Genomic DNA, 24727 nt, shown 5'->3' with positions numbered 1-24727 from the left:
GGACATTTTGCTATGCCCACTGCCCTCCACCGCCTCATCCTCGCCGTGCTGCTGGTGCTGCCCTTTGGCGCACACGCCAGCGACGCCGAAGACTTCCTTGCCGCCAACCCGGTGCAGCAAGCCAAACTCCTGCAGGACTGGGCCGCCCACCCCGACCCAACGCGTATCGAGTTGGTGGACGCCCTTGAGCAAGGTCAACTCATGCTCAACGGCGAAACCAAGACCGTGCGCCTGAACAACCGCCTGCGCGGCTTGATCAATAACGTGCAAGCCAGCCAGCAACTGCTCGCCGCCGACCCCAAGGTGCGCCTGGACGCAGCGCGCACCCTGCAAAAAAGCGCGGTGCCTGCACAACTTAAATTCCTCGACCAGCAGGTCGCCGCCGAAACGGATGAGCAGGTGCACAGCGCCCTGAGCCTGGCCCTGGCCAACCTGCAATTGGTCGACCCCGACCCGGTGGTGCGCCTGGCAGCCGTGCGCTTGCTCGGCAGCACCGGCGACCCGCTGGCCCGCACGCGCCTTGAAGCGCTGCTGGCGCCAGGCGTGGAAGCCGACGCCGCCGTGCACACCGCCGCTGAAACCAGCCTGGCCCAGGTCAAACGCAAACTGATGATGGGTGAAATCCTCGGCCAGGCGTTCAGCGGCATGTCCCTGGGCTCGATCCTGCTGTTGGCGGCCCTGGGCCTGGCGATCACCTTCGGCCTGCTCGGCGTGATCAACATGGCTCACGGCGAGATGCTGATGCTCGGCGCCTACTCCACCTATGTGGTGCAGTTGATGATGCAGCGCTATGTGCCCCAGGCCATCGAGTTCTACCCGTTGATCGCGTTGCCGGTGGCGTTTTTTGTCACCGCGGCCATCGGCATGGCGCTGGAACGCACAGTCATCCGTCACTTGTATGGCCGCCCACTGGAAACCCTGCTCGCCACCTGGGGCATCAGCCTGATGCTGATCCAGCTGGTGCGCCTGGTGTTCGGCGCGCAGAATGTCGAAGTGTCGAACCCGGCCTGGCTGTCTGGCGGCATCCAGGTACTGCCCAACCTGGTGCTGCCGTACAACCGCATCGTGATCATCGCCTTTGCGCTGTTCGTGGTGGTGCTCACCTGGCTGCTGCTGAACAAGACGCGCCTGGGTCTGAACGTGCGCGCCGTCACCCAGAACCGCAACATGGCCGCCTGCTGCGGCGTGCCCACCGGGCGCGTGGACATGCTCGCCTTTGGCCTCGGCTCCGGTATCGCAGGTTTGGGCGGCGTGGCGCTGAGCCAGATCGGCAACGTCGGCCCGGAGCTGGGCCAGAGCTACATCATCGACTCGTTCCTGGTGGTGGTGCTCGGCGGCGTCGGCCAGTTGGCCGGCAGTGTCATGGCCGCCTTTGGCCTGGGGATCGCCAACAAGATCCTCGACCCCCAGATCGGCGCCGTGCTCGGCAAGATCCTGATCCTCGCGCTGATCATTCTGTTTATCCAGAAACGCCCGCAAGGACTCTTCGCACTGAAAGGACGGGTGATCGACTGATGAACCAGCCATTGATGCTTACGGCCACGCAAAAGGCCGGCCCCAAGGTCACGATTGCAGTCGGTGCAGTCATCCTGCTCCTGCTGCTGGCGTTGCCCCTGTGCTCGCTCTTGTCTGCCGACAACCCGCTGCATGTGTCGGCCTACACCTTGACCCTGGTGGGCAAGATTCTCTGTTACGCCATCGTCGCCCTCGCGCTGGATCTGGTGTGGGGTTACGCCGGGATGTTGTCCCTGGGCCACGGTTTGTTCTTCGCCTTGGGCGGCTACGCCATGGGCATGTACTTGATGCGCCAGGCGGCAGGCAGCGAGTTGCCGGCGTTCATGACCTTTTTGTCCTGGACCGAATTGCCCTGGTACTGGGCCGGCACCGACCACTTCCTCTGGGCGTTGTGCCTGGTGGTACTGGCCCCCGGTGTGCTGGCGTTGGTGTTCGGTTTCTTCGCCTTCCGCTCGCGGATCAAGGGCGTGTATTTCTCGATCATGACCCAGGCCCTGACGTTCGCCGGGATGCTGTTGTTCTTTCGCAACGAGACCGGGTTCGGCGGCAACAACGGCTTTACCAACTTCCGCAGCATCTTAGGTTTTGGCATCACTGAACCGGGCACGCGGGCGGTGTTGTTTTTCGCCACGGTGTTGTTGCTGGTGGCCAGCCTCTACATCGGCTGGCGCCTGGCGAAGAGCAAGTTCGGGCGCGTGCTCACCGCCCTGCGCGATGCCGAGAACCGCCTGATGTTCTGCGGTTACGACCCACGCGGTTTCAAGCTGTTCGTGTGGGTGTTGAGCGCAGTGTTGTGCGGCCTTGCCGGTGCGCTGTATGTGCCGCAAGTGGGCATCATCAACCCCAGCGAAATGTCACCGACCAACTCCATCGAATCCGCCGTGTGGGTAGCGCTGGGCGGGCGTGGCACGCTGATCGGGCCGCTGCTCGGCGCCGGTGTGGTCAATGGCATGAAGAGTTGGTTCACCGTGGCCTTCCCCGAGTACTGGCTGTTCTTCCTGGGGGCGCTGTTCATTATCGTCACCCTGTACCTGCCCAAGGGCGTTATCGGCCTGCTGAAGAAATGAGGAACGTCATGCTTGAACCTATTTTCGACGCAGGCAGCGGCCGCGATGCGATTGGCATCGGCCAGGTCGCGGGCAAAGGGCTCAACACCCGCCACGGTACCATTCTGACCCTGGAAGATATCAGCGTCAGCTTTGACGGTTTCAAGGCCCTCAACGACCTGAACCTGTACATCGGCGTTGGCGAATTGCGCTGCATCATCGGCCCCAACGGCGCGGGCAAGACCACGCTGATGGACGTGATCACCGGCAAGACCCGGCCCAGCCACGGCAAGGCCTGGTTTGGCGAAACCCTGGACCTGACGCGCATGAGCGAAGTGCAGATCGCCCAGGCCGGCATCGGGCGCAAATTCCAGAAGCCCACGGTGTTCGAAGCCCTCAGCGTGTTCGAAAACCTGGAGCTGGCGCAGAAGACCGACAAGTCGGTGTGGGCCAGCTTGCGAGCGCGCCTCAACGGCGAGCAAAAAGACCGCATCGAGGAAGTGCTCGACACCATCCGCCTCACCGCCTCGGTGCATCGCCCAGCCGGTTTGCTGTCCCACGGCCAGAAGCAGTTCCTGGAAATCGGCATGTTGCTGATGCAAGACCCGCAACTGTTGCTGCTCGATGAACCAGTGGCGGGCATGACCGACGCCGAGACCGAGTTCACCGCCGAACTGTTCAAGCGCCTGGCCGGCAAGCACTCGTTGATGGTGGTGGAACACGACATGGGGTTTGTCGGCTCGATTGCCGACCATGTGACTGTGTTGCACCAGGGCAGCGTGCTGGCCGAAGGGTCGCTAGAACAGGTGCAGGAAAATGAGCGGGTGATCGAGGTTTACCTCGGCCGCTAACGCTGACACGAACGGCTGTATGTGGGAGCTGGCTTGCCTGCGATAGCGGTTTACCTGACACACCGGGTCGCCTGCATCGCAGGCAAGCCAGCTCCCACAGTTGATCCGGTTCCCGCAGGGGGATTGAGGAGGTTTTGAGAATGCTGCAAGTCGACAAGCTGCACCAGTATTACGGCGGTAGCCATATTCTGCGCGGGCTGTCCTTCGACGTGAAGGTCGGCGAAGTCACCTGCCTGCTCGGGCGTAACGGCGTGGGCAAGACCACCCTGCTCAAGTGCCTGATGGGTCTGCTGCCAGCCAAGGAAGGCGCGGTGAACTGGGAAGGCAAGGCCATCACCGGCTTCAAGCCGCACCAGCGCGTACATGCCGGCATCGCCTACGTGCCCCAGGGCCGCGAGATTTTTGCGCGGCTGACCGTGGAGGAAAACCTGCTGATGGGGCTGTCGCGCTTCCCCGGCGCCGAAGCCAAAGAGGTGCCAGCCTTCATCTACGAACTGTTCCCGGTATTGCTGCAAATGAAGCACCGCCGCGGCGGCGATTTATCCGGGGGCCAACAACAACAGTTGGCGATTGGCCGCGCCCTGGCGAGCCGCCCGCGCCTGTTGATTCTCGATGAGCCCACCGAAGGCATCCAGCCGTCGGTCATCAAGGAGATCGGCGCGGTGATCAAGAAGCTCGCGGAGCGCGGCGACATGGCGATCCTGTTGGTGGAGCAGTTCTATGACTTTGCCGCTGAACTGGCTGACCAGTACCTGGTGATGTCCCGTGGCGAAATCGTGCAGCAGGGCCGTGGTGAAAATATGGAAAGCGAGGGTGTGCGTGGGCTGGTAACCATCTAATCTGTAGCCTCCTAACGATAAGCACACGCCATGAACCTGCCCATTACCCCTGCCCTGTTCACGCCCAGCTGGCACGCCGAACTGGAACTCGGCTACGCGCGTGTCAAAGACACCACACGCCCGGTATTGCGCCGCCACCTTGGCCCGCTGCGCGTGCAAAAACACTTGTACGCCGAAGGCCCCGAGGTGTGCCAGCACATCATCGTGCACCCACCCGGCGGGATTGCCGGTGGCGATCGCCTGGATATCAGCGCCCATGTGGGCACGGGTGCCTGGGCACAACTGACCAGCCCCGGCGCCGCCAAGTGGTACCGCGCCAGCGGCCCGGCGTATCAGCAACTTGAACTGACTGTGGAAGCCGGCGCGACCCTGGAATGGCTGCCTCAGGAAACCATCGTGTTCAGCGCGGCCCAGGCCGAACTCACCACGCGAATCGAGCTGTTGGGCGATGCACGGTTGTTCTATTGGGATGTGGTCGCCCTGGGGCGCCCGGCCAGTGGCGAACGGTTCGACCTGGGCCATTTCCAATCGCACCTGGACATTCGCCGCGACGGCCAGTTGCTCTGGCATGAGCGCCAGCGCATTGTGGGCGCCGATGGGTTGCTGGATTCGCCTATCGGGCTGGATGGGCAGCCGGTGTTTGCCACATTGTTGGTGACCGGTGAGATCGAACCTGAATTATTGGAACAATGCCGCTCACTGCCCCACGCGGTGCGCGGTGACCTGACCCAACTGCCCGGCTTGCTGGTGGCGCGGTGCCTGGCCAGTGAAGCGCTGCTGGCGCGGGGGTGGTTGATTGATTTATGGCGGCTTTTGCGACCGGCCGTACTCGGCAGGGAAGCGATATCACCAAGAATCTGGAGCACATGAAGATCAAACTGTGGAGCCAGCTCCCACATAAATCAGCTTCACATGGGATCTTCTATGTATTTAAGAATGAATTTTATGAAGGACCCTGAACCATGGACCTGACCCCACGGGAAAAAGACAAACTGCTGATCTTCACCGCAGGCCTGGTCGCCGAACGGCGCCTGGCACGCGGAGTGAAGCTCAACTACCCGGAGACCATCGCCTATATCTCCGCCGCCCTGATGGAGGGCGCCCGCGATGGCCGCACGGTGGCCGACCTGATGCACTACGGCACCACCCTGCTCAGCCGCGAACAGGTTATGGAAGGCATCCCGGAAATGATCCCGGATATCCAGGTGGAAGCCACGTTCCCCGACGGCACCAAGCTGGTCACCGTCCACCAGCCCATTGCCTGAGGCGCAGCCATGATTCGTGATGCAACCGAACACGACCTGCCGGCAATCCGCGCCATTTACAACGACGCGGTGTTGAACACCACGGCGATCTGGAACGAGCAACCGGTGGACCTGGCCAACCGCCAGGCCTGGTTCAGTGCGCGCCAGGCGCAGCAATACCCGATCCTGGTGGCGGTGGACAACGACGAAGTCACCGGCTACGCCTCATTCGGCGACTGGCGCCCCTTCGAAGGCTTCCGCTACAGCGTCGAACACTCGGTATACGTGCGCAATGACCAGCGTGGCAAAGGCCTCGGCCCACACCTGATGCAGGCCCTGATCGAGCGCGCCCGCAGCTGCGGCAAGCACGTCATGGTCGCCGCCATCGAAAGCGGCAACCTGGCCTCGATCCGCCTGCATGAGCGCCTGGGCTTCGTGACTACCGGGCAAATGCCGCAAGTGGGCATCAAGTTCGGCCGCTGGCTGGACCTGACCTTTATGCAACTGACCTTGAACCCGGGCGCACAACCGCCCAAGGAGTGACATCGATGAGCGCTGCACAACTGCGTCGAGTCAATGCGGAAAGTTTTGCCCACTACCGCCGGGGCTTGATCGAGCTGTTGCTGGACGCGGTGCAGCACGGCGCGTCGGTGGGCTTCATGGCCGACTTCGATGAGGCCCAGGCCCGGGACTACCTGAGCGGCGTGCAAGCCGGTGTCGAGGACACCAGCCTGCTGCTGTGGGTGGTGGTGCGCGACGAGCAGGTGATCGCCAGCGTGCAATTGGCGTTGTGCCAGAAAGCCAACGGTCTGAACCGCGCCGAGGTGCAAAAGTTGCTGGTGCACAGCAGCGCCCGTCGCCATGGCCTGGGCCAGCAATTGATGAATACCCTGGAACTCGCCGCGCGCCAGCACAAGCGTGGCCTGCTGTACCTGGACACCGAGGCCGGCTCCGGCGCCGAAGCCTTTTACCAGTCGCTGCGCTACACCAAAATCGGTGAGCTGCCCGACTATTGCCAAAGCCCGGACGGGCGCTACAGCCCGACCGCCATCTACTTCAAGACCCTGGGGCAACCTGCATGATTCCTGGTGAATATCAGATCCAGCCTGGCGAGATCGAACTGAATGTCGGCCGCCGCACCCTCACCCTCGGCGTGGCCAACAGCGGCGACCGGCCGATCCAGGTGGGCTCGCATTACCACTTTTTCGAGACCAATGACGCGCTGGAATTCGACCGAGCGGCCAGCCGTGGCATGCGCCTGAATATTCCGGCGGGCACGGCGGTGCGGTTTGAGCCGGGGCAGCGTCGGGAGGTGGAGTTGGTGGATTTGGGTGGTGGGCGGCGGGTATTTGGGTTTGCAGGGCGGGTCATGGGCGACCTTTAGGGCCTCATCGCAGGCAAGCCAGCTCCCACAGTTGAAATGCAATCCCCTGTGGGAGCTGGCTTGCCTGCGATAGCGATTTCACATTCAACACCTATTCTTCAGGGCACACACATGAAAATCACCCGCCAAGCCTACGCCGACATGTACGGCCCCACCGTCGGTGACAAGGTGCGCCTGGCCGACACCGAACTGTTCGTCGAAGTGGAACAGGACTTCACCGTCTACGGCGAAGAGGTCAAATTCGGCGGCGGCAAGGTGATCCGTGACGGCCAGGGCCAGAGCCAGTTGCTCGCCCATGAAGTGGTCGACACGCTGATCACCAACGCGCTGATCATCGACCACTGGGGCATCGTCAAGGCTGACGTGGGCCTCAAGAACGGCCGCATCCACGCTATCGGCAAGGCTGGCAACCCGGACATCCAGCCCGGTGTGACCATGGCCATCGGCGCCAGCACCGAAGTGATCGCCGGGGAAGGCATGATCCTCACGGCGGGCGGCATCGACTCCCATGTGCACTTCATCTGCCCGCAGCAGATCGAAGAGGCCCTGACCAGCGGCGTCACCACCATGATCGGCGGCGGCACGGGGCCGGCTACCGGCACCAACGCCACCACCTGCACCTCCGGCCCGTGGCACCTTGCGCGGATGCTGCAGGCCAGCGATTCGTTCCCGATGAACATTGGCTTTACCGGCAAGGGCAACGCCAGTTTGCCCGAGCCGCTGATCGAGCAGGTCAAGGCCGGTGCGATCGGCTTGAAGCTGCACGAAGACTGGGGCACCACGCCGGCGAGCATCGACAACTGCCTGAGCGTCGCCGATGCCTACGACGTGCAGGTGGCGATCCACAGTGACACCCTCAATGAGTCGGGCTTTGTCGAAACCACCCTCGCCGCGCTCAAGGGCCGCACCATCCACACCTACCACACCGAAGGTGCCGGTGGCGGCCATGCACCGGACATCATCAAGGCCTGCGGTTTCCCCAATGTGCTGCCCAGCTCCACCAACCCGACGCGGCCGTTCACGCGTAACACCATCGACGAACACCTGGACATGTTGATGGTGTGTCACCACCTGGACCCGAGCATTGCCGAAGACGTGGCCTTCGCCGAAAGCCGCATCCGCCGCGAAACCATCGCCGCCGAAGACATCCTGCACGACCTCGGCGCGTTCTCGATGATCAGCTCCGACAGCCAGGCCATGGGCCGCGTCGGCGAGGTGATCACACGCACCTGGCAGACCGCCGACAAGATGAAAAAACAGCGTGGCCCGCTGCCCGGCGACGGCCCCGGCAACGACAATTTCCGCGCCAAGCGCTACATCGCCAAATACACCATCAACCCGGCGATCACCCACGGCATCAGCCATATCGTCGGCTCCATCGAAGTCGGCAAATGGGCCGACCTGGTGCTGTGGCGCCCGGCTTTTTTCGGCATCAAGCCCACGCTGATCCTCAAGGGCGGCGCCATTGCTTCGAGCCTGATGGGCGACGCCAACGCCTCGATCCCGACGCCGCAGCCGGTGCATTACCGCCCCATGTTCGCCAGCTTCGGCAGCTCCCTGCACGCCACCAGCCTGACGTTTATCAGCCAGGCCGCGCAGGCGGCCGGACTGCCCGAGGCCCTGGGCCTGAAGAAGCAGATCGCGGTGGTCAAGGGTTGCCGCGATGTGCAGAAAACCGACCTGATCCACAACGATTACCTGCCGGATATCGAGGTTGACCCGCAAACCTATCAGGTCAAGGCTGACGGTCAGTTGCTGTGGTGCGAACCGGCCGAGGTGTTACCGATGGCCCAGCGGTACTTCCTGTTCTAGAGGATGGCGCTGATCGCTTGATCGGTCAGTGTCTGGTTCAAGGTGATCAGCTCGGCATTGATGCGGCCAAAGGTGTCATCGTAGTCTTGCTGGGGCATCAGTTGCCCCGGTTCACTTTCCGAAGCCGATCGGCCCAGGCGCCGGGCTGTCTGGCTGATGGTTTGACGCAGGGCCTGCCTCGCTCTCTCGGGGAGGTGGGCAGCGGCGGCCCATTGTGCCTGCGCGGCCTCATAGTCGATCAGGGCGTCGAATTTTTCGGCAATCAGCGCGTAATCAGTTTGATGCGCACGCTGCAGGAAGTCAGTCCACATCGGCTGCTCCAGCAGATTGTCACGCAACTGCGCGCCCTGATCCTGCAGCTGTACGCGCTGGAATGCCGCCTCCACCATCGGCGCCGTGACATAGTCCTCGCGAAACATCATGCTTCTGGATTGCCAGGGCAAGTCCAGCCGGGTGGCCAGCGGCACCGTATACGCCAGATAGATTTCGACTTCGTCGATATCGGCGATCACATTACCGGCGCCATCGTAATGCTCAATGCGCAGGCCCTGGGCATCATACTCGGGAAACCTGGCGCCCTGCTCCTGCAACTCGGCGACGCGAGCATGGGCAATACGCCCCAGCTCATCAAGGCGCCATTTCCTCCTGGCCAGGTTGAACACGGCCCTGCGCACGGCGTCGACATCCTCGCTGAAGTAGGCTGACCAATGCAGCACGGCAACGCCCATCGAATTGAACAACTGCGCCCCGGCGTCCACGCAGGCCGCTGGGTCCCGGGCCATCAGGAACAAGTGTTCGCGTAATTCGGCGTCTTCGCCCATCGCCTCAAGCATGCGCCAGACTTTGGCGGTCAATTCCGGCAACCATACGCCGCCCCTGCCTGTCGAGTCCCCGGAGTGCCTGACGGCACGAAGAAGATTGAAAAAGCCCTCAGAGCCAAACGAGCCTTCAAGCATGTCCCATAACACTTGCCTGGAGGGCCATTCCTGCGCCGAATAACCGGTTTTCCACTGCTCGCTGTCGAGCGCGCCCCTTTTCGGCAATTGGCGATCCGGATCCCGGCCAGCGGCCTCGATGTACCGCTTGAATTGAGCAAGCAGCTCAGGCGTCAGCTCTTCACGGGTGAGGAAGGTTTTCGCCACAATCAGTGCCTTATCCGAGCCCGGCGCGAACTCGGGAATCCGCGCTATCGGGTTCTGCCGCATATCCAGAATGAAATTTTCCGGCCTGGGCACACGGAACACACTGGCAGGCCACTCCTCCAGGCTTGTGTCATTGAGCAGCAAGGTCTGTAAGCGCGGCATGCGCCCAACATCGGGTGGCAAGCCGAGTGGGTTCATGTCCAAAAACAACTCCTTGAGACGCACCCGATCTTTCAAGCGCAGGACGTCTTCAGGCGTCAGGACAATATCGTTGCCGCCCAAATGCAACCGCTGCAAATGCGGCATCTGTTCGATGGCTGACGGCACGCTTGTCAGTTGAGCAGCCTCGATCCCTAATCGACGCAGACCGCGAAAGTTGGCGAGCAGTGGCTGCACATCCGCATCCGTCAGCTGCGAGCCTTCGGTTCCCACAATGCCCAAGTAGCTGACATGGTCGAAGTTTGCAGTCAGTGCGGGCAAGGTTCTGAGCTGCTGTGCCAGGTCGTCTTCCAACCATTCGATTTTCTGCCCCAAAAGGCGCCCATTTCGATCGTAGTGCCGTGGGCCGACCTTTCTCCAGGCGTCATCCAGCGCCGTATAAATCTTGCGCCTGGCCCTCAGCACCTGGCGTTGCTGGTCACCGAACGCCTCCATGCCCTGGGGCGGTGTGCTCAACCAGTTGTGCAAGGTGGCCTGCAGGGTCTTGTACTCTTGCTCCAACGCACGCAGCCAGCTCAGGTCCAGCGCGCCGCGCTCGTTGATCAGGGCGAGCATTTCGTCCCGGGTGATTTGCGGGTACAGGCTGCGGATCCGCTCGCGCGTGATTTTTTCCCACTCAGTGCCACCCCGCCCGCTCAATGGATAGCCGCGACGCTCACCCGGCAACACGCTGGGCGGTCGAAAAAAAGGCAGTTTTTCCGGCGACATGCCCAAGGCTTTGCGCAACGGTACTCGGCCTATTGCATGCTGCTTGATCAACCCCTTCAATTGCTCACCCTGGCCGACGTGGGGCACGCCAATCGCGTTGCGATGGGCATCGGTCAACGCATGCTGCAAAGCACCATAGAAACCATTGAGCCCATGCAGGTGCTGGCCGCGCTCATCGAAGGCTTGGTAACGCCCATCCTCCATGCGTGCCAACACCTTGCGACTACTCGCCTCCAGGGGGCCGAAGCTGGCGCGCAATGGGCCTTCAAACCGGCCTTCGCGAACTTCCAGGCGCAAATTGTCCGACCAGCCGGGCAGTGCCGGCAGTGTGTGCAGGGCCAGGGTTTCGGTGTCTGGGCCGGCCAACGCGTCGAGGTACAAGCCTTCATACGCGAGGGTCAGGCGCATTTGCTGCTGCGCCCGGCGCGCCTTTTCAGCGAGGCGCAGGGGAATGCGCTTGGCGCGGTTCATCGTGTCGCGCTCGCTCGGCGTCGCGTCCACCAGCACTTCGCGCGCCAAAATCGTCGGCACGCCACTGAAGTCGCGCTGGATCAGCATAATCGCGGTGTCGGAGGGTGGCTGCTGCTCGACGTAGATACTCTTCATCAACCGCTCGCGCACCTCGATGGCCCTTTGTTCGAGTTTCAATCTCAGGGCCTCGGTTCTCGCCTCGGGTGTGCGGGCGGTGTAACTGCCCACCAGAGCATCGCGCTGAGGTTCGCTGAGCGCTTCGATAATGCGTATGGGCAACTGGCCGCTCATCAAATCGGCGCGGTGGACCTGCACGGTGTCCGCCGCCGCGGCCTGCTGATTACCGTATTTGATCGACGGTCCGCTCAACTCGGTGCCGGCAAATGCCTCGATCGCCTTGCTCGCTGGCCATCCCGGCGACTCCACCGCCAGGGATGCGGCATAGCTGCACAGTGCGCTGCTGAGCGAGCCCTGGCGAATGCCCTCGGCGACGTTCACCGCATCGCGATACGCCCTGAACTGGCGCAGGGTGTCGAGCAGGATCGCCGGCACCGGCTCGCCTTCCACATGCACGCGGCGCAGCACGTCCTCACTCACAGCCGCCACGCTGCGCGCCTGCTCCAACTCGGCATCGCTGAAGCCCTCCGTCACCGGGCCCAATCGCCGCATCAACGTGGCGCCTTCCCAGGTGTGCGGGCGTTCCACTTCATGGTTCCAGAGGCCAGCGCTGTTGCTCTTCAATATCGGTTGATAGGCCTCGGCACGTGTGGGATGGAGGATGCGGAATTGCTCGGTCAGCGGGTCTTGTTGCACGGCATAGCGTTTGCCCTCCAACGGCAGCACGGTCTGGCCGTTGTGCCGGTGCAGGCCTTGCTCATCCGCCGCCACTGAAGGGAGGGACGCGGTGTGCTCATAGGCCGACAAGTCGGGTTTCCAGAGCCGAGTCTTGCCACTGGGCAGGGTAACGGATTTGAGCTGCTCGATAAACGGCGACACGGTGAAGTGCACCACGGCTGCCTGTACCGCCAGCGCCGCCAGGTTTTCCACCACGTCGGTGATGTGCGCCCAGCCCGCTTCGCGGTCGCCTTCGCTCAGCTCGATAACACCGTCGATGACTTCGTAAAGTAGTTGCCCGGCCATCGCCACAGCCATCACCACACCCAGCGGCGGCACCGCCATGGCCACCAGGTTCAGGCCGAACAGGCCGATACTCAGGTAATGCGCAGCGCGCAGTGAACGCGAGGCCTCATCGACATCGGAGGTGCTCACCGCACGATGCCGGGCGTTCTCGAACAGCCGCGTACGCAGGCTGCCCAGGCGATAGGTCCACAGGTCTGCAACTTGCCATAGGTCCGTCAGGGTGTGGGCGCGAATGTTGAATTCAGGGGCAGCGGCATGTACGCGCACGTAGGGCTGGGGTTCGCCCAGTGTCGAAGGCGTGGCAAAGGACGGAGAAGTCAGCAAGCGCCCCCACTCCGATCGCAAGGCCTGTGCACCAAACGGCTGGGGAGGTGCGTCCAGCACCAGTTCGGTTAGTCGTTTGTAGTAGTAGGCGCGGTCTTTGTCGGCAACGAACCGGGCAAAAAAATGCTGGTTCGGCGTAGCCTTCCAGCCTTGGGAGCGGTCAGCTTGCTGGGTGGTTTTCGCGCTCAGGCGCTCGGTCAAATCATTGCGAAAGTCATTGAAGCTTTCATAACGCTTGATGGGATGGTCGGGGTCATCGGGAATATAGACGATGACCCAGCAGGTGTAGCCAGGCTTGGCGCAAGTGTCGATGACCAGGCAATCGTGCACATGCAGGTTCATCAGGCTCAGGCTGCGATACCCGATGGGCTTGCCGTCGCTGAGGATGTGTTTTTCCCCGGCCGCCACGCGCATCAGCAGCGCGTGGTCGCTGTCGCCAATGTCGCCTTTGAGCAATGCCAGGTACGCCGCCGCCTTGAAGGCGGCTTTCTGATGCCGGACATAACGTTCGCGCAGTTCGGCTTGGGATTTGGCGTCGTCAGGTTTCAATTGCGCCCGCAGGTGAGCCTGGTACTGCTTGCCCAGGTCCAGGTCTCGGCACAGCTGGGTGAACGCATGAATCTTCAGGGTCGTGGTGTGGCGCTCGAAATGATCGCGCACGTCCGGTTGGGTAATGAAACCTGAGGCGCTGTTGAAATAGCCCTCTCGAGTCTCCCGTTGCTCAAAGTTGCCGAGGGCAGCGTGCAGCAGGGAGAACGTTTTGACCCTGAAGCCACCGGTCTTCACGCCAAAGGCATCTTCGACCGGTACATACAGGCGCAACCAGGTTTGATTGACGTCCAGCTCGTGGCCGATAGCCTTTAGCTCGGCTTCCAGCAAGGGTTGGGCAAACGCTTGCTCCGAGCGTATGGGACTGAAGGTTTTCTCCAGTTCGTTGAGCGACTCGCAACGGGCGTCCAGCAACACTTTGAGCTGATCTTTGCGTGCCTGGGAAGCGGCGTCATACCAGCGGGGAATAGCCGGCGGCGTGTCCTTGAGGGCCTTGCGACGGGAGGGCGAACTGTTGACCAGGCAAGTGGGGATCGCCTGCTTGATCAGTTCGTAATGCTGGCCCTGCTCACCAGGAGGCGGGGTGGCGGGGTCGATGACCTGAAAGTCCGGCATGGGATGACAACCTTTTCTTGGAAGAGGTTGTCATCCTAGGCACGCCGTTTTTGCGGCTGGCGCTAACTAAATCAATGATCTGTTCAGAACTGCTCGCGCGGATTGAACGCAGCCTTTTGCGCCAGGGCCTCCCACAACGCCTTGACCTCATCATCCGCCGCCTTGGGCATGACAGCCTTGAGCTGGATGAACAGATAACCGCGCTGCCCGGCCTTGTTCAGCAAGCCATGGCCCTTGGCGCGCATGCGCTGGCCGTTCTGGCTGCCGGCGGGCACCTTGAGATTAATCTTGCCGGTCAGCGTGGGCACCGCGACTTCCGTACCCAGCGCCAACTCCCACGGCGCCAGCGGCAGGTTGATGATCAGGTTTTCACCATCCACCTCGAACTTGGCGTGTGGTGCAAACTTGATGATCAGGTACAAGTCGCCATTGGACCCACCACCAATGCCAGGCGCACCCTGGGCCTTGAGGCGAATGCGCTCGCCATCGGCCACACCGGCCGGGATCTTCACGTTCAGGCTCTTGACGGTATTGCTGACGTGCCGGCCGGAGGCATCGTACTGGGGCACCTGGAAGCTGATCTGCTTGGACTCGGTCGACAGGGTTTCTTCCAGCGACACCGTCAACTGCATCTCCACATCCTGGCCCTTGCGCCCGGCGGGACGGCGCTGGCCGCCACCGAAAGCGTCACCGCGCGAGCCGAAGATCGAACTGAAGAAATCCGAGAAGTCGCCCGCGTCCTGGCCACCGCCAAAGCCGCCACGGCTCTGCCAGCCCGGCGGCCCCTGGAACGGCTGGCCATGCTGGCCGTATTTACGCAGCTCGTCGTACTCGGCGCGCTTGTCAGCACTTTTCAGTGCCTCATAGGCTTCGGACGCGTCCTTGAACTTGGCTTCGGCATCCTTTTCCTTGCTCACGTCCGGGTGATATTTACGCGCCAGCTTGCGATAAGCCGACTTAATCTCCTTGTCGTCAGCCGTTGGCTCGACACCGAGAATCTTGTAGTAGTCTTTGAAATCCATGGGGGCATCACCATCCGTTATCGATATCGCGCAGCCCGCCACACGGCACGCCATGGCTGGCAGCCTGGGAATTGATGTCAGGGCGCGTCATAAGTTAAATGGCGATACACGGCATCAATGCAATGGCTGTGTACCGCCTGGATATGCCCACAAGATTGGGGCAAAACATGGACTTTCAAGATAGGACGCGTCTATTTACGACGACAGACGCGTTACCCGCAACGCAAGAATCAGGCAAATCGGCCTCTTATCATGTCTTCGGTGTACTGGTAGTCCAAACGCAACTCGGTGCCAGCGGCGATATCTTCGGTAGCGAAAATGGCATTGAGTAAAAATGGCTTGCGCTTGATCTGCGCGTCAGGCCCCACGCCCAGCCACATGTCGGCCTCGACGTCGAAAGCCACGGTCTCAACGTTGTAGCCTCCCAACGCCTGGCGCAGGGGTGTGCCGTTTTCGTCGTACTCAAAGTGGGTGTTGATTCGCGACAGGATGTTGTCACCCGACAAGTGAATCGGTTCTTCCACCAGCGTGTTCCCGTGGGCAACCCTCTGGCTGCCCACCTTCATGGTATAGGTCTGTTCGCCAGGCCCGAAGATACCGAACGGCAGCACGGTACCGCCGTACACACCGACGATTTCGCCTTTGGCGATTCGGCGGTTGGCCACCACCATCGACTGGCCGATCAACGCTTTCTCGCCCGGCACTTTCACGTCTTGTTCGGTGAACGTGCGCAGTTGCAGTTGCGCTTCATAGCGCGCGCCGACCTGTTCATATCCCTCGAACTGGATGTAAGGCTTGATCTGCGCCGAGGTGTAGTGGGCGCCCGAGTCCTGGGTCACCTGCTTCTCCAGCGACCTGATTCGAATAGGCCGTCCCTGATAATCCCTCAGCGGATACTTGCCGTTGTTGGCACGGACGTAGCTGCCGGCCGGATTGGGATTGGCCGTGAAATGGATTTCACGGCGCATATAGCTGAGTTCGCCCGCCGTGTATGGCCGCACCGGCATGGACTCCGAGGCCTCCACAAATTCATCGTCCGAACCTTGCGGTACCATCCCGCCCCTCAGGCCCCGGCGCTTCCAGACCCCGGTGATATCAGGCTTGGCAATCACACCGCTGCTGGTCAACAGCAACGGATTGTCCACCGCCTGTACCCACAGCACGTAGTACTCACCGTCGCCCGCGTCGGGCATGCTCGCGACAAAATATTGCTTGCCATTGAATTCAATGGCTTGCGCCTGGGAAAGTTGCAGGTTCACGGAGGTGCTTTCCACCAGCGCCTCAAGCGTTGCCGTGGGTACCAACGCCTGCGCCACTTCATCGCGGGTCAAGGTTTCAATCAACTGCGCTTCTTCAATCGCAAACTGTGCCTGCAACTCCTCGGCCTTGGCATCGTAGGCTGCGCGCGATAACGTCCCAGCCTCGAAATCACGCCGCAAAGTATCCATTTTTTGGTGATGGGGCTCGTTCTGTACTTCAAACCGTGCGCGGTATTTGTTCGCCACATAATCTTTCCAGAAGTCCCTTGAAAGCACGGCCTGAAACTCCTGTGCGGAGTTATCCAGGCTGATGACTCGCTGATAGGCATCATTAAGCATCTCCAAGGAGACATTACCCAGACGGGCGAACCGTGGCTGTTGCGGCTGGCCCGGCAACTCAAGGCGATCCTTCAGGCCATGACGATACGCCAGCCGAATCTCCACCTCTTCCAAGCGGCTGAACTCCACCTCGCGCTGAGCGGAGGTCAAGTCGTCGCGCTTGCGGATCGCAGTTCTACGCTGATCGATATCTTGCAGTGCGATCTTCTCCAGCTCCTCCAGGCGCAACAGCCCCCTGGACAGTTTCAGCAGCGCCGCTCCCTGGGACGCGTCCAGTGCGAGGGTCCTGGCGTTGTGGGTCATCAGCAGGATCTCAAGGTTGCTGAAGGTCAGGGCCGCGCGATCACAACAGGCCGCCCGGCCCGCCCATTCAAACACTTCCTTGCGCAACTGCTCGGACTCGGCGCTGTTTTGCGTGATGCCATCGATCACGTCCCACACGCGCCGCTGCAAGTCTGCATGGCCTGCTGGTGCGACTTCCAGGTCACGCAGCACTTCGAAGAAACCTTGCGCACCGGGCAAGGCCTGCAGGGCGGCCCATTGAAGTCTGCGCTGCGCAACCTGTTGCGTGGAGAACCCGGTGGACCAGCGCCGGAACGGAGCATCAGTGGCAGCCAACACCACAGGACGATCAGCCACCCGCATGACGCTGGCGACCAGCCTGTTAGTGGCTCGTTCTCCCGCACTTAGCCGGTTGCCGTAAGCGACTATGCGTTGTCGCGTCTCGACCGACAGCGGGTTCAAATCCAGATCGGTCACACGGGTGACGCGCAGGGTCTGTGCCAGTTGCTCTTCCGGCGGGGCTATCAGCGAATCGGGCAATGTGGAAATATTGTTACCTCTGAGGTACACCGCATCCAGGCTTGGTTGGCCACCCAAGCCCGTCGGCCAGCTATCAATGCCGGTTGCCCCCATGCCCAATGAACGCAGATCCGACATTTGACTGAAATCCGGCGTGATACCCAGTGGGTTTGAATTGAGCAGCAACGCCCTGAGCGTGGTGCGTGACGACAGCATCGCTGCAGAATCGGGGGTCAGGCGTATCCGGTTGTTTTGCAGGGACAGCCGGGTCAAGCCCTGCATCTGCCCCAGCGCCGGTGGCAATTCGCGCAACCGGTTACTCGACAGGTCCAGCCAGCGCACGCCTCGAAAGCCAGAGAGAAAACCTTCAGGCGACGTATTGAGGTTCATGTTGCTCAATTTGAGTGAACCGACATGGCTGAAATCCGCATCCAGATCAGGCAGGCTCGGCAGGTTCAGGCCACTGAGGTCCAGCTCCAGACCGAAGGGGTCACCCGCGTGGGTGAGTTGCTGCGGGGTTTCCCTGCGCCAGCAACTCAAGATACGTTGCTGGGCCGTTGCGCGATCACTCAGTGCCGCCACCTCGGTGGAACGTTGCCCAACCCGCACATAGCGCTGGCGCTCACCGCCGCCGGAGAACCGCCAGCCCTCCAACTGACGCAGCAGCGTGTCAAATGCCTGCTCACGCGACGCCAGCTCTGCCTCGGCGGCCTCGCCCAACGCCCAAATCATCCCCCTGGAAAACTGCACGCTGTTGTTCGGGTATAGTTTCTGCATAACCCGAAGCCTTGGATTCGCGCTGTCGAAGGCGTCCTCAAGGGCGCCTCGCAGGAGCCGCGGATGGTTCTGCGTCAGGTTCTTCCAATACTGGTCGAACTTCTGCCAATAGTCGGCCGCAAAGGGGTTGCCATGCACGATGGTGACGTTATTCGTGCGCACGACCGCTTCGAGCTGATCCGCCGGCGGCGTCAAGTGTTGCGCGGGGACCTCCTTCAGTCGGTTATTCGACAGGTCGACACGCTTTAATCCGGTCAGGCTGGTTAATCCAGAAGGCCACCGGTCAATCTGCGTACCGCGCAAGTTCAACTCCGTGAGGTTTGGCATACCACTGAAGTCGGGCAATGTACCTAACGGGTTATGCATCAGGTCCAGGTTTTCAAGCGCGCTGAGCCGGCTTAACAAGTGCGCACTGTGCGGTGTCAATCGAAGCCCGCTGAAGGTGATGTTCAACGAAGTCAGATTTTTCATTTCCCCGATCACAGGCGCAAATTCGGCAACGTCGCCATTGAAGATCTTCAAACCCTCCAGATGCCTGAAGTTGTCGAGAAACTTGCCCGCGTTGCTCGACCAACTGATGTCGGACAGCTCAAGGTGTTGCACATGACTGAAATCTGCACTCACTGGCGGCAAATCAAACCGTTCCCCCCTGCCGTAATGCAGCTTCAGTGACGCCCCGGTTTCCCGCCGCCAGCAACGCACGACTTGATTGACCAGCTCTGTCTGAACGCTGTAGGCATTCATGGCTTGCGGCCCTTGGGCGCGCCACCACACCTTCAAGGTTTTTTTCAGTGCCCGAAACTCTTCCTCCCGCCGCGCTAGTCCCCCAGTCACGTCATCACCCAAGGATTGGATAAACGCGGTGATTTGCTCCTCGTTGAAGCTGGGAAACAACTGCCGTACACGCCCTCTGTCCGTGCGCAACGCGTTGCCAATTTTCCTGAACAGACGAAACCCCGGCCCGCCACCCAACAGACGAACCATCGGGTCATACTCCGGTTTGCGCAGTGGGTTGGCCTCCAGCACCGTAAGCAGCTCCGTGCGTGGTAAAGGGCTGCGCTGAATCGCCTGCTTGAGCTCAGCGGCGCTGCCCAGGCCCAGGCGCTGACGCTCGTCGAGCGCCAGTTGCTCCCAGATGGCACTGTAGAAATCGCCGGGCATGGAAGCCTGGAATTCGCCGCTCTCCAGCAGCACCAAGGTTCGCTTGTGCGGGAAATCGGGTGAGCCGATGGCATCGAGCACCGTGCCCTCAGGGGAATACTGGCGTAACTCCAGCCGCGAACCTCGGTGCCATCCTGGCAACGTTTCCAGGGTGCGCAAGGCCAAGCGATGGCTGTCGAGTCCGGTCTGAGTGTCCAGGTGCAGGCCCTCGTAGGCACGCGCCACACGGGTTTGCTGGGCACACCATTTCGCTTGCTCGGCCAATCGCTCAGGCAAGCGACCGCTGCTGCGCAAGGCCTCCAGTTCGTTTGCCGCAGCCCCTTGCAACAGCCGCTCGGCCGCCAGGGTCGGCAAGGACGGGAATGCGTCCAGCACACGTTGTACATCCGCATCGGGCGCGGGGTTCAGCGCTCGGTAGCGTTCTTCCAGCAACGGCCCCTTGAGACTCTGCACGGCATCGCCGAGGTACTGGCGCAGTTGGCCGCAGCGAACGTCCAGGGATTGATCGGGGCTACCCGGGAACTCCTTGAGCTGCGGGTCGACACCCTGCAAGGTGTACAGCAACTCCCTGAGCAAGCGGCCCTGAGCCACGGTGCTTTCGGTCAGCACTATCACACGCTTGCGCACTGAAGTTGGCGCATCGGCGGTTTCCCACAGCACATCGCCGGTGGGGCCAATGACTTTAAGCGGTACGTTATCGGGCAGCAAACCGCGGCGCTGGAGCATGTCAAATTGCAGCACAGGATCGGCTTTCTGGTACACCAGCGGGTCGCTGCTTTTGATTTGCTCGACAAAGGTGCTGAGTTGCCGGTGCAGTTCGAGGCGCTTGAGGGTGTCGTCCAGCAAGAGCGGCAGCGGCTCATGATCGACCATGGTCTGGCGCAACGCATCGGTCTCGACGCCGCTGATACGTAGCGGTTCGGACTGTCCGACGAGGCCCAGGCGCTTGTGCAGCGTGGGCTCGTCCCACGTCAGCGGTTGCTCCAGTTCATGGCTCCAGACCCCGTTATGGTTGTGCTCCAGTTCCGGCGCATAGGCATTGGGACGGCTCGGATGCTGGATGCGGTATTGACCTGTGTGTGGGTCTTGCTTGACCTGATAATGGGAGTCGTCGAACGGCACCAACTGTTGGCCTTCGTGCTCGTACAGGCCCAACGCATCGGGCTTGGCCTCGGGCAAAGGTTTGAGTGGCGATGCATAGGGCGCAAGATCAGGGTTCCACAGCACCTGCTTGCCTGTTGGCAGCGTCACCGGTTTGAGATGATCCACCGCACTCTGCCATTTGACGGCAGGCAACACCTTGGAACCGGCGGCGATGAAGGCAACGTTCAGCGCCACGGAAGCGAAATGCGCCCACATCTGGCGCGGCTCGCCCTGTTCGTAGGCCTCAATGCCCTCGAACACTTCGTAGCACATTTGCGAAGCACCCACCGCGAGCATGATCGGCCCCAGCCCCGGCACTACAAAAGCGGCCAGGTTGAACACGCTGACAGCCGCGTCGAAAAAGCTCTCCAAACGTTCGAGCCGAGCCTTGCGGTCTTCATCTTCAGTGGGCACGGCCACGGCACGTGCATCACTCAAAATCTTGCTGATATGTGCTTGGCGACTGCGCTGCCACAGGTCACCGGCAACGACCCAGTCTTGCATCGGCAACCGCGCTAACGGTGTGCGCAGCGGATAGTCTGCCCCGCCATTTCCGTTGTTGGCAGGCTGGTACAACCGATTGAACCGGGCGAAAAAACCGCCTTGGTCGCGCACCGGCACAAAGCGGCTGAAAAAGCGTCGATACGATGCGCTGTGCAGGCGTGTGCGCAAGTCAGCCATGAACTCGCTACTTGACGCATATTCCTTGACGGGCTGCTGGGGGTCACCGGGGATGTACACCACCAGCGGCTCGGAGCGGCTCGTATTTTGACGATCGGGCCCGATCAAAAGCGGCCCTACCAACACGCTATCGAATACTTTAAGTGCGGCATAAGTCACCGGTTTCCCACCAAGCCTGGGGATATCAGAACCGGTCACCACCTGCTTGAGCATTCGATAGGCATCGGCACTCAGCGCTCCGTTCAACTGCAGCCTGGCAATCTCGATGCACACTGCAAGCTGCTGGCGCTGGTGTTCTTCCAGTAGCTGCTGCAGTGCCTGGCGCTCGCCGGCGTCTGCAGGTTCAACCACCGCCTTGATATGCGCCTGGTAAAGCGCGCCCAGGTCCAGAGTGCGGCAGAGCTTGGCGAACGCGTGGGGGGCGATTGCTACAGCTTGGGCATTGACCGCCGCGAAGCTCGCAATGATGTTGGGGTTTTGCGGGTTGAAGGTGGTGATCAGTTGGCAATCGGTGCACGCGCAGGGCTGTTCTTCATCGGCCTCGAAATTGGCCAGGGCGGCTTCCAGCAATGAAATGCCGCGGTATGTGTAGGTCAGCGATGCGTCATTTTGTTGTTCGAAAACAAAGGCACCGTAGAAGTCATCGCGAGCGCCTTTGGAGCCATACTTGCGCACGAAGAACACATTGCGTACATCCAGCTCCAGATTGAACTCCTTTTTGATCGCATCTTTCAGCGGTTGCTCGGCGAATGTCAGGACGTCTTCAATCTGGCCCAGGTGCGCCTCAATCGAATTAAGCGTTTCACGAAAGCGTGAATGCTGCGCCGCCAGGGTGGTTTTGTCCGTGTGGGTGGCGGCCAGGTACCAGGCAGGAATATCCATCTCGTGCTTGCCCAGTTCTTCCTGGCGTTGCGGCGTACCTTCCTTGAACCAGTTCGGCACACGTTGTTTGAGAAAGTCGTAATGCACGCCGCGCAGGTCGGCATTGAAGGTTGCATCAGGCATAGCAGTTCGTCCGTGAGGGCAGTAAAACCGCAGCCTAACCAAGCACCCGCCGGTTCAAGACGTAGCTATGTAGCGCGATTACGCACTGATTTACGGATCACCGGTCTACGCATCCGCTCGCGAGTGACATACACTGCGCGGCCGTTTTTTGACCGGAACCTGTTAGACATGAAAAACGAATCTCCAGCCCGTGCCTGCGGCATTGACTTCGGCACGTCCAACTCCACCGTCGGCTGGATCCGCCCCGGCGAGGAGACGCTGATCGCGCTGGAGGACGGAAAAATCACCCTGCCGTCAGTGGTCTTCTTCAACTTCGAGGAGCGCCGCCCGGTGTACGGTCGCCTGGCGCTGCACGAATACCTGGAGAACTACGAAGGCCGCCTGATGCGCTCGCTCAAGAGCCTGCTGGGTTCCAAGCTGATCAAACACGACACCAGCGTGCTCGGCACTGCCATGCCCTTCACCGACCTGCTGGCACTGTTTATCGGCCAGCTCAAGAGCCGCGCCGAAGCCAACGCCGGTCGTGAATTCGAAGAAGTGGTACTGGGCCGCCCGGTATTCTTCGTCGATGACGACCCGATGGCCGACCAGGAAGCGGAAAACACCCTGGTGGATGTGGCGCGCAAGATCGGCTTCAAGGACATCTCGTTCCAGTACGAACCGATTGCAGCGGCGTTCGACTACGAGTCCACCATCGAGAAAGAAGAGCTGGTATTGATCGTCGATATCGGCGGTGGTACCTCCGACTTCTCCCTGGTGCGCCTGTCGCCGGATCGTCGTCACAACGACAACCGCCAGAGCGACATCCTCGCCACCGGCGGCGTGCACATCGGCGGCACCGACTTCGACAAACAACTCTCGCTCGCTGGCATGATGCCGCTGTTCGGCTACGGCAGCCGCATGAAGAGCGGCGCCTACATGCCCACCAGCCACCACATGAACCTGGCGACCTGGCACACCATCAACTCGGTGTACTCGCAAAAATCCCAGCTGGCCCTGGGCAGCATGCGCTACGACATCGAAGACACCGGCGGCATCGACCGCCTGTTCAAGCTGATCGAACAGCGTGCTGGGCACTGGCTTGCCATGGAAGTGGAAGAAACCAAGATCCAGCTCACCCATCAAGACAGCCGCCACGTGCCGCTGGACCGCATCGAAGCGGGCCTGAGCGTAGACCTGAGCCGGGCGCTGTTCGAATCGTCCATCGACAACCTGCTCGAACGCGTGCGCGGCAGTGTCACGCAGTTGCTCAATGACGCCTCGGTGAGCGTGGCCCAGGTGGATACGGTGTTCTTTACCGGTGGTTCCAGCGGCATTCCGGCACTGCGCCACAGCATCTCGGCAATGCTGCCGAATGCGCGGCATGTGGAAGGTAATATCTTCGGCAGCATTGGCAGTGGTTTGGCGATTGAGGCGAGCAAGCGTTACGGCAGCTGAGTTTTAGCTGAAACCGTGGCGGGCCCTTCGCGAGCAAGCCCACATAGTTGGATCGTTGGGGTTTCAGGTAGATAGGCTTCGGCTGACAGGCCGTCATCGCAGGCAAGCCAGCTCCCACAGGTGATCGCATTTCAATGTGGGAGCGGGCTTGCTCGCGATGGCGTCAGCCCAGGCGGACAAGGCTTAAACCATCCCACCCAGCTTCAGCTCGCTTTTCAGATAGGCATAGTAAATCGGCCCCGCCACCACCCCCGGCAGGCCGAACGCTGCCTCAAACACCAGCATCGCCAACAACAACTCCCATGACTTGGCACTGATCTGCCCGCCGACGATTCGCGCGTTGAGGAAGTACTCGACCTTGTGGATCACGATCAAATACCCCAGCGCCGCCACCGCCACCCAGATCGACAGCGACAGCGCCACGATGGTGATCAGGGTGTTGGAGATCAGGTTGCCGATCACGGGCAGCAGACCGAGCAGGAAGGTCAGCACGATCAGGGTCTTGGTCAACGGCAGGTGAATGCCACACAACGGCAGCACCACTGCCAGGAACACCGCGGTGAAGGCGGTGTTGAGCGCGGCGATCTTGATCTGGGCGAAGACGATGTTGCGAAACGCCTGGACCAACAGGTGCAGGCGGTCGAACAGCGCGGCGGCCAGGGGTTTGCGCTTGGTCAAGTCGGGCACGCGCTGCAAGGCGATGATCGCACCCAGCACCATGCCGATCAGCAAGGTGACGAACATGTGGGCGGCGTCTTTGCCAACCAGTTGCAGTTCGCTCAGGTGCTTGCTTAGCCAATCACCGATGGCCACGCGAAACTCCGCGGCGCTGGCGGGCAGGTAAGCATCGATGGACGGCGGTAATTGCCCGCGCGCGCGGTCGACCACGCCCATGAATTTGTCCAGGGAAGCCCCGGGGTTTTCCGCTTCGTGGAGCAGGAAGCTGATGGCGCCGGCGAAGATCAAGGCCAACACGCTGACGATCAAGGTGCCCAGCAAGGCCACCGCCAGCCAGCGCGCGCGCCGGCCTTCGATCAGGCGTTGCAGTTGAGGGGTGAGCATGTTGACCAGTTCATAGACCAACAGGCCGGCCAGCAGGCTGGGTAGCAATTTCAGCGGCAGTACCAGCAGCAACCCGCCGAAAATGATGATGTAGCTGGACAGCAACAACACATGACGCTGAGAAAACGTTGGCATACAGCCTCAAAACAAACGGCGTTGAAGGATGGGCAGTCTGCCAGCC

Annotated in this window: 15 protein-coding genes; 11 read left to right on the top strand and 4 right to left on the bottom strand. The window is 61.2% G+C overall.

From position 1 onward, the window contains the following. Positions 1 to 12: 12 nt before the first annotated feature. The 10 genes from urtB (at position 13) to ureC (ending at position 8691) form a co-directional block, all read left to right on the top strand. Entirely contained in the window at positions 13 to 1515 is a 1503-nt protein-coding gene (gene urtB / locus AB4P90_RS03825) for an urea ABC transporter permease subunit UrtB (RefSeq protein ID WP_395605670.1), read from the top strand. Beyond that, entirely contained in the window at positions 1515 to 2582 is a 1068-nt protein-coding gene (gene urtC / locus AB4P90_RS03820) for an urea ABC transporter permease subunit UrtC (protein WP_395605669.1), read from the top strand. The genes urtB and urtC overlap by 1 nt, the downstream gene beginning before the upstream one ends. Further along, the gene (urtD, locus tag AB4P90_RS03815; RefSeq protein ID WP_014716710.1) at positions 2579 to 3412 is read left to right on the top strand and encodes an urea ABC transporter ATP-binding protein UrtD; all 834 of its coding nucleotides are present in this window, start codon (positions 2579 to 2581) and stop codon (positions 3410 to 3412) included. Before urtC ends, urtD begins: the two co-directional genes overlap by 4 nt. Positions 3413 to 3552: 140 nt before the next feature. Next, positions 3553 to 4251, top strand: a complete 699-nt coding sequence (urtE, locus tag AB4P90_RS03810) for an urea ABC transporter ATP-binding subunit UrtE (RefSeq protein ID WP_034134779.1) — start codon at positions 3553 to 3555, stop codon at positions 4249 to 4251. 30 nt (positions 4252 to 4281) lie between these two features. Then, on the top strand, positions 4282 to 5121 hold the full coding sequence (locus AB4P90_RS03805; RefSeq protein WP_014716708.1) for an urease accessory protein UreD: 840 nt from the start codon (positions 4282 to 4284) through the stop codon (positions 5119 to 5121). 92 nt (positions 5122 to 5213) lie between these two features. Continuing rightward, complete coding sequence (ureA, locus tag AB4P90_RS03800; protein WP_003171437.1) at positions 5214 to 5516, top strand: urease subunit gamma; 303 nt, start codon at positions 5214 to 5216, stop codon at positions 5514 to 5516. 9 nt (positions 5517 to 5525) lie between these two features. Next, positions 5526 to 6038 carry a GNAT family N-acetyltransferase gene (locus tag AB4P90_RS03795; RefSeq protein WP_019818288.1) on the top strand — a complete coding sequence of 171 codons (513 nt, stop codon included), beginning with the start codon at positions 5526 to 5528 and terminating at the stop codon, positions 6036 to 6038. Positions 6039 to 6043: 5 nt separating this feature from the next. Beyond that, a complete protein-coding gene (locus AB4P90_RS03790; protein ID WP_020301611.1) occupies positions 6044 to 6577 on the top strand; it encodes a GNAT family N-acetyltransferase in 534 nt (177 codons plus the stop codon). Next, positions 6574 to 6879, top strand: coding sequence for an urease subunit beta (locus AB4P90_RS03785; RefSeq protein WP_003188134.1), 306 nt, complete (start codon positions 6574 to 6576; stop codon positions 6877 to 6879). Before AB4P90_RS03790 ends, AB4P90_RS03785 begins: the two co-directional genes overlap by 4 nt. Positions 6880 to 6990: 111 nt before the next feature. Next, positions 6991 to 8691, top strand: a complete 1701-nt coding sequence (gene ureC, locus AB4P90_RS03780; protein WP_020301612.1) for an urease subunit alpha — start codon at positions 6991 to 6993, stop codon at positions 8689 to 8691. Here the strand turns inward: ureC and AB4P90_RS03775 are convergent. The 3 genes from AB4P90_RS03775 to AB4P90_RS03765 all read right to left on the bottom strand — a co-directional run bounded on the left by AB4P90_RS03775 (position 8688) and on the right by AB4P90_RS03765 (position 22047). Further along, positions 8688 to 13859, bottom strand: coding sequence for a dermonecrotic toxin domain-containing protein (locus AB4P90_RS03775; RefSeq protein ID WP_395605668.1), 5172 nt, complete (start codon positions 13857 to 13859; stop codon positions 8688 to 8690). The two genes, ureC and AB4P90_RS03775, sit on opposite strands and share 4 nt — an antisense overlap. Positions 13860 to 13942: 83 nt before the next feature. Next, complete coding sequence (locus tag AB4P90_RS03770) at positions 13943 to 14881, bottom strand: DnaJ C-terminal domain-containing protein (protein WP_060767964.1); 939 nt, start codon at positions 14879 to 14881, stop codon at positions 13943 to 13945. Between the two features lie 230 nt (positions 14882 to 15111). After that, entirely contained in the window at positions 15112 to 22047 is a 6936-nt protein-coding gene (locus tag AB4P90_RS03765) for a dermonecrotic toxin domain-containing protein (RefSeq protein ID WP_395605667.1), read from the bottom strand. Between the two features lie 168 nt (positions 22048 to 22215). Between AB4P90_RS03765 and AB4P90_RS03760 the strand changes: the two genes are divergently transcribed. After that, positions 22216 to 23484 (top strand): Hsp70 family protein, encoded by a 1269-nt coding sequence (locus AB4P90_RS03760; protein WP_014716701.1) that lies wholly within the window; start codon positions 22216 to 22218, stop codon positions 23482 to 23484. 183 nt (positions 23485 to 23667) lie between these two features. Here AB4P90_RS03760 and AB4P90_RS03755 read toward each other — a convergent pair whose 3' ends face one another. After that, positions 23668 to 24681 carry an AI-2E family transporter gene (locus AB4P90_RS03755; protein WP_003188124.1) on the bottom strand — a complete coding sequence of 338 codons (1014 nt, stop codon included), beginning with the start codon at positions 24679 to 24681 and terminating at the stop codon, positions 23668 to 23670. Positions 24682 to 24727: the final 46 nt, after the last annotated feature.

The sequence above is a fragment of the Pseudomonas sp. B16120 genome, from assembly GCF_044218845.1.
In the GTDB taxonomy this organism is placed as follows: domain Bacteria; phylum Pseudomonadota; class Gammaproteobacteria; order Pseudomonadales; family Pseudomonadaceae; genus Aquipseudomonas; species Aquipseudomonas paracarnis.
The sequence above is the reverse complement of the archived record's forward strand: the minus strand, read 5'-3'. Positions and strand labels throughout refer to the sequence as shown.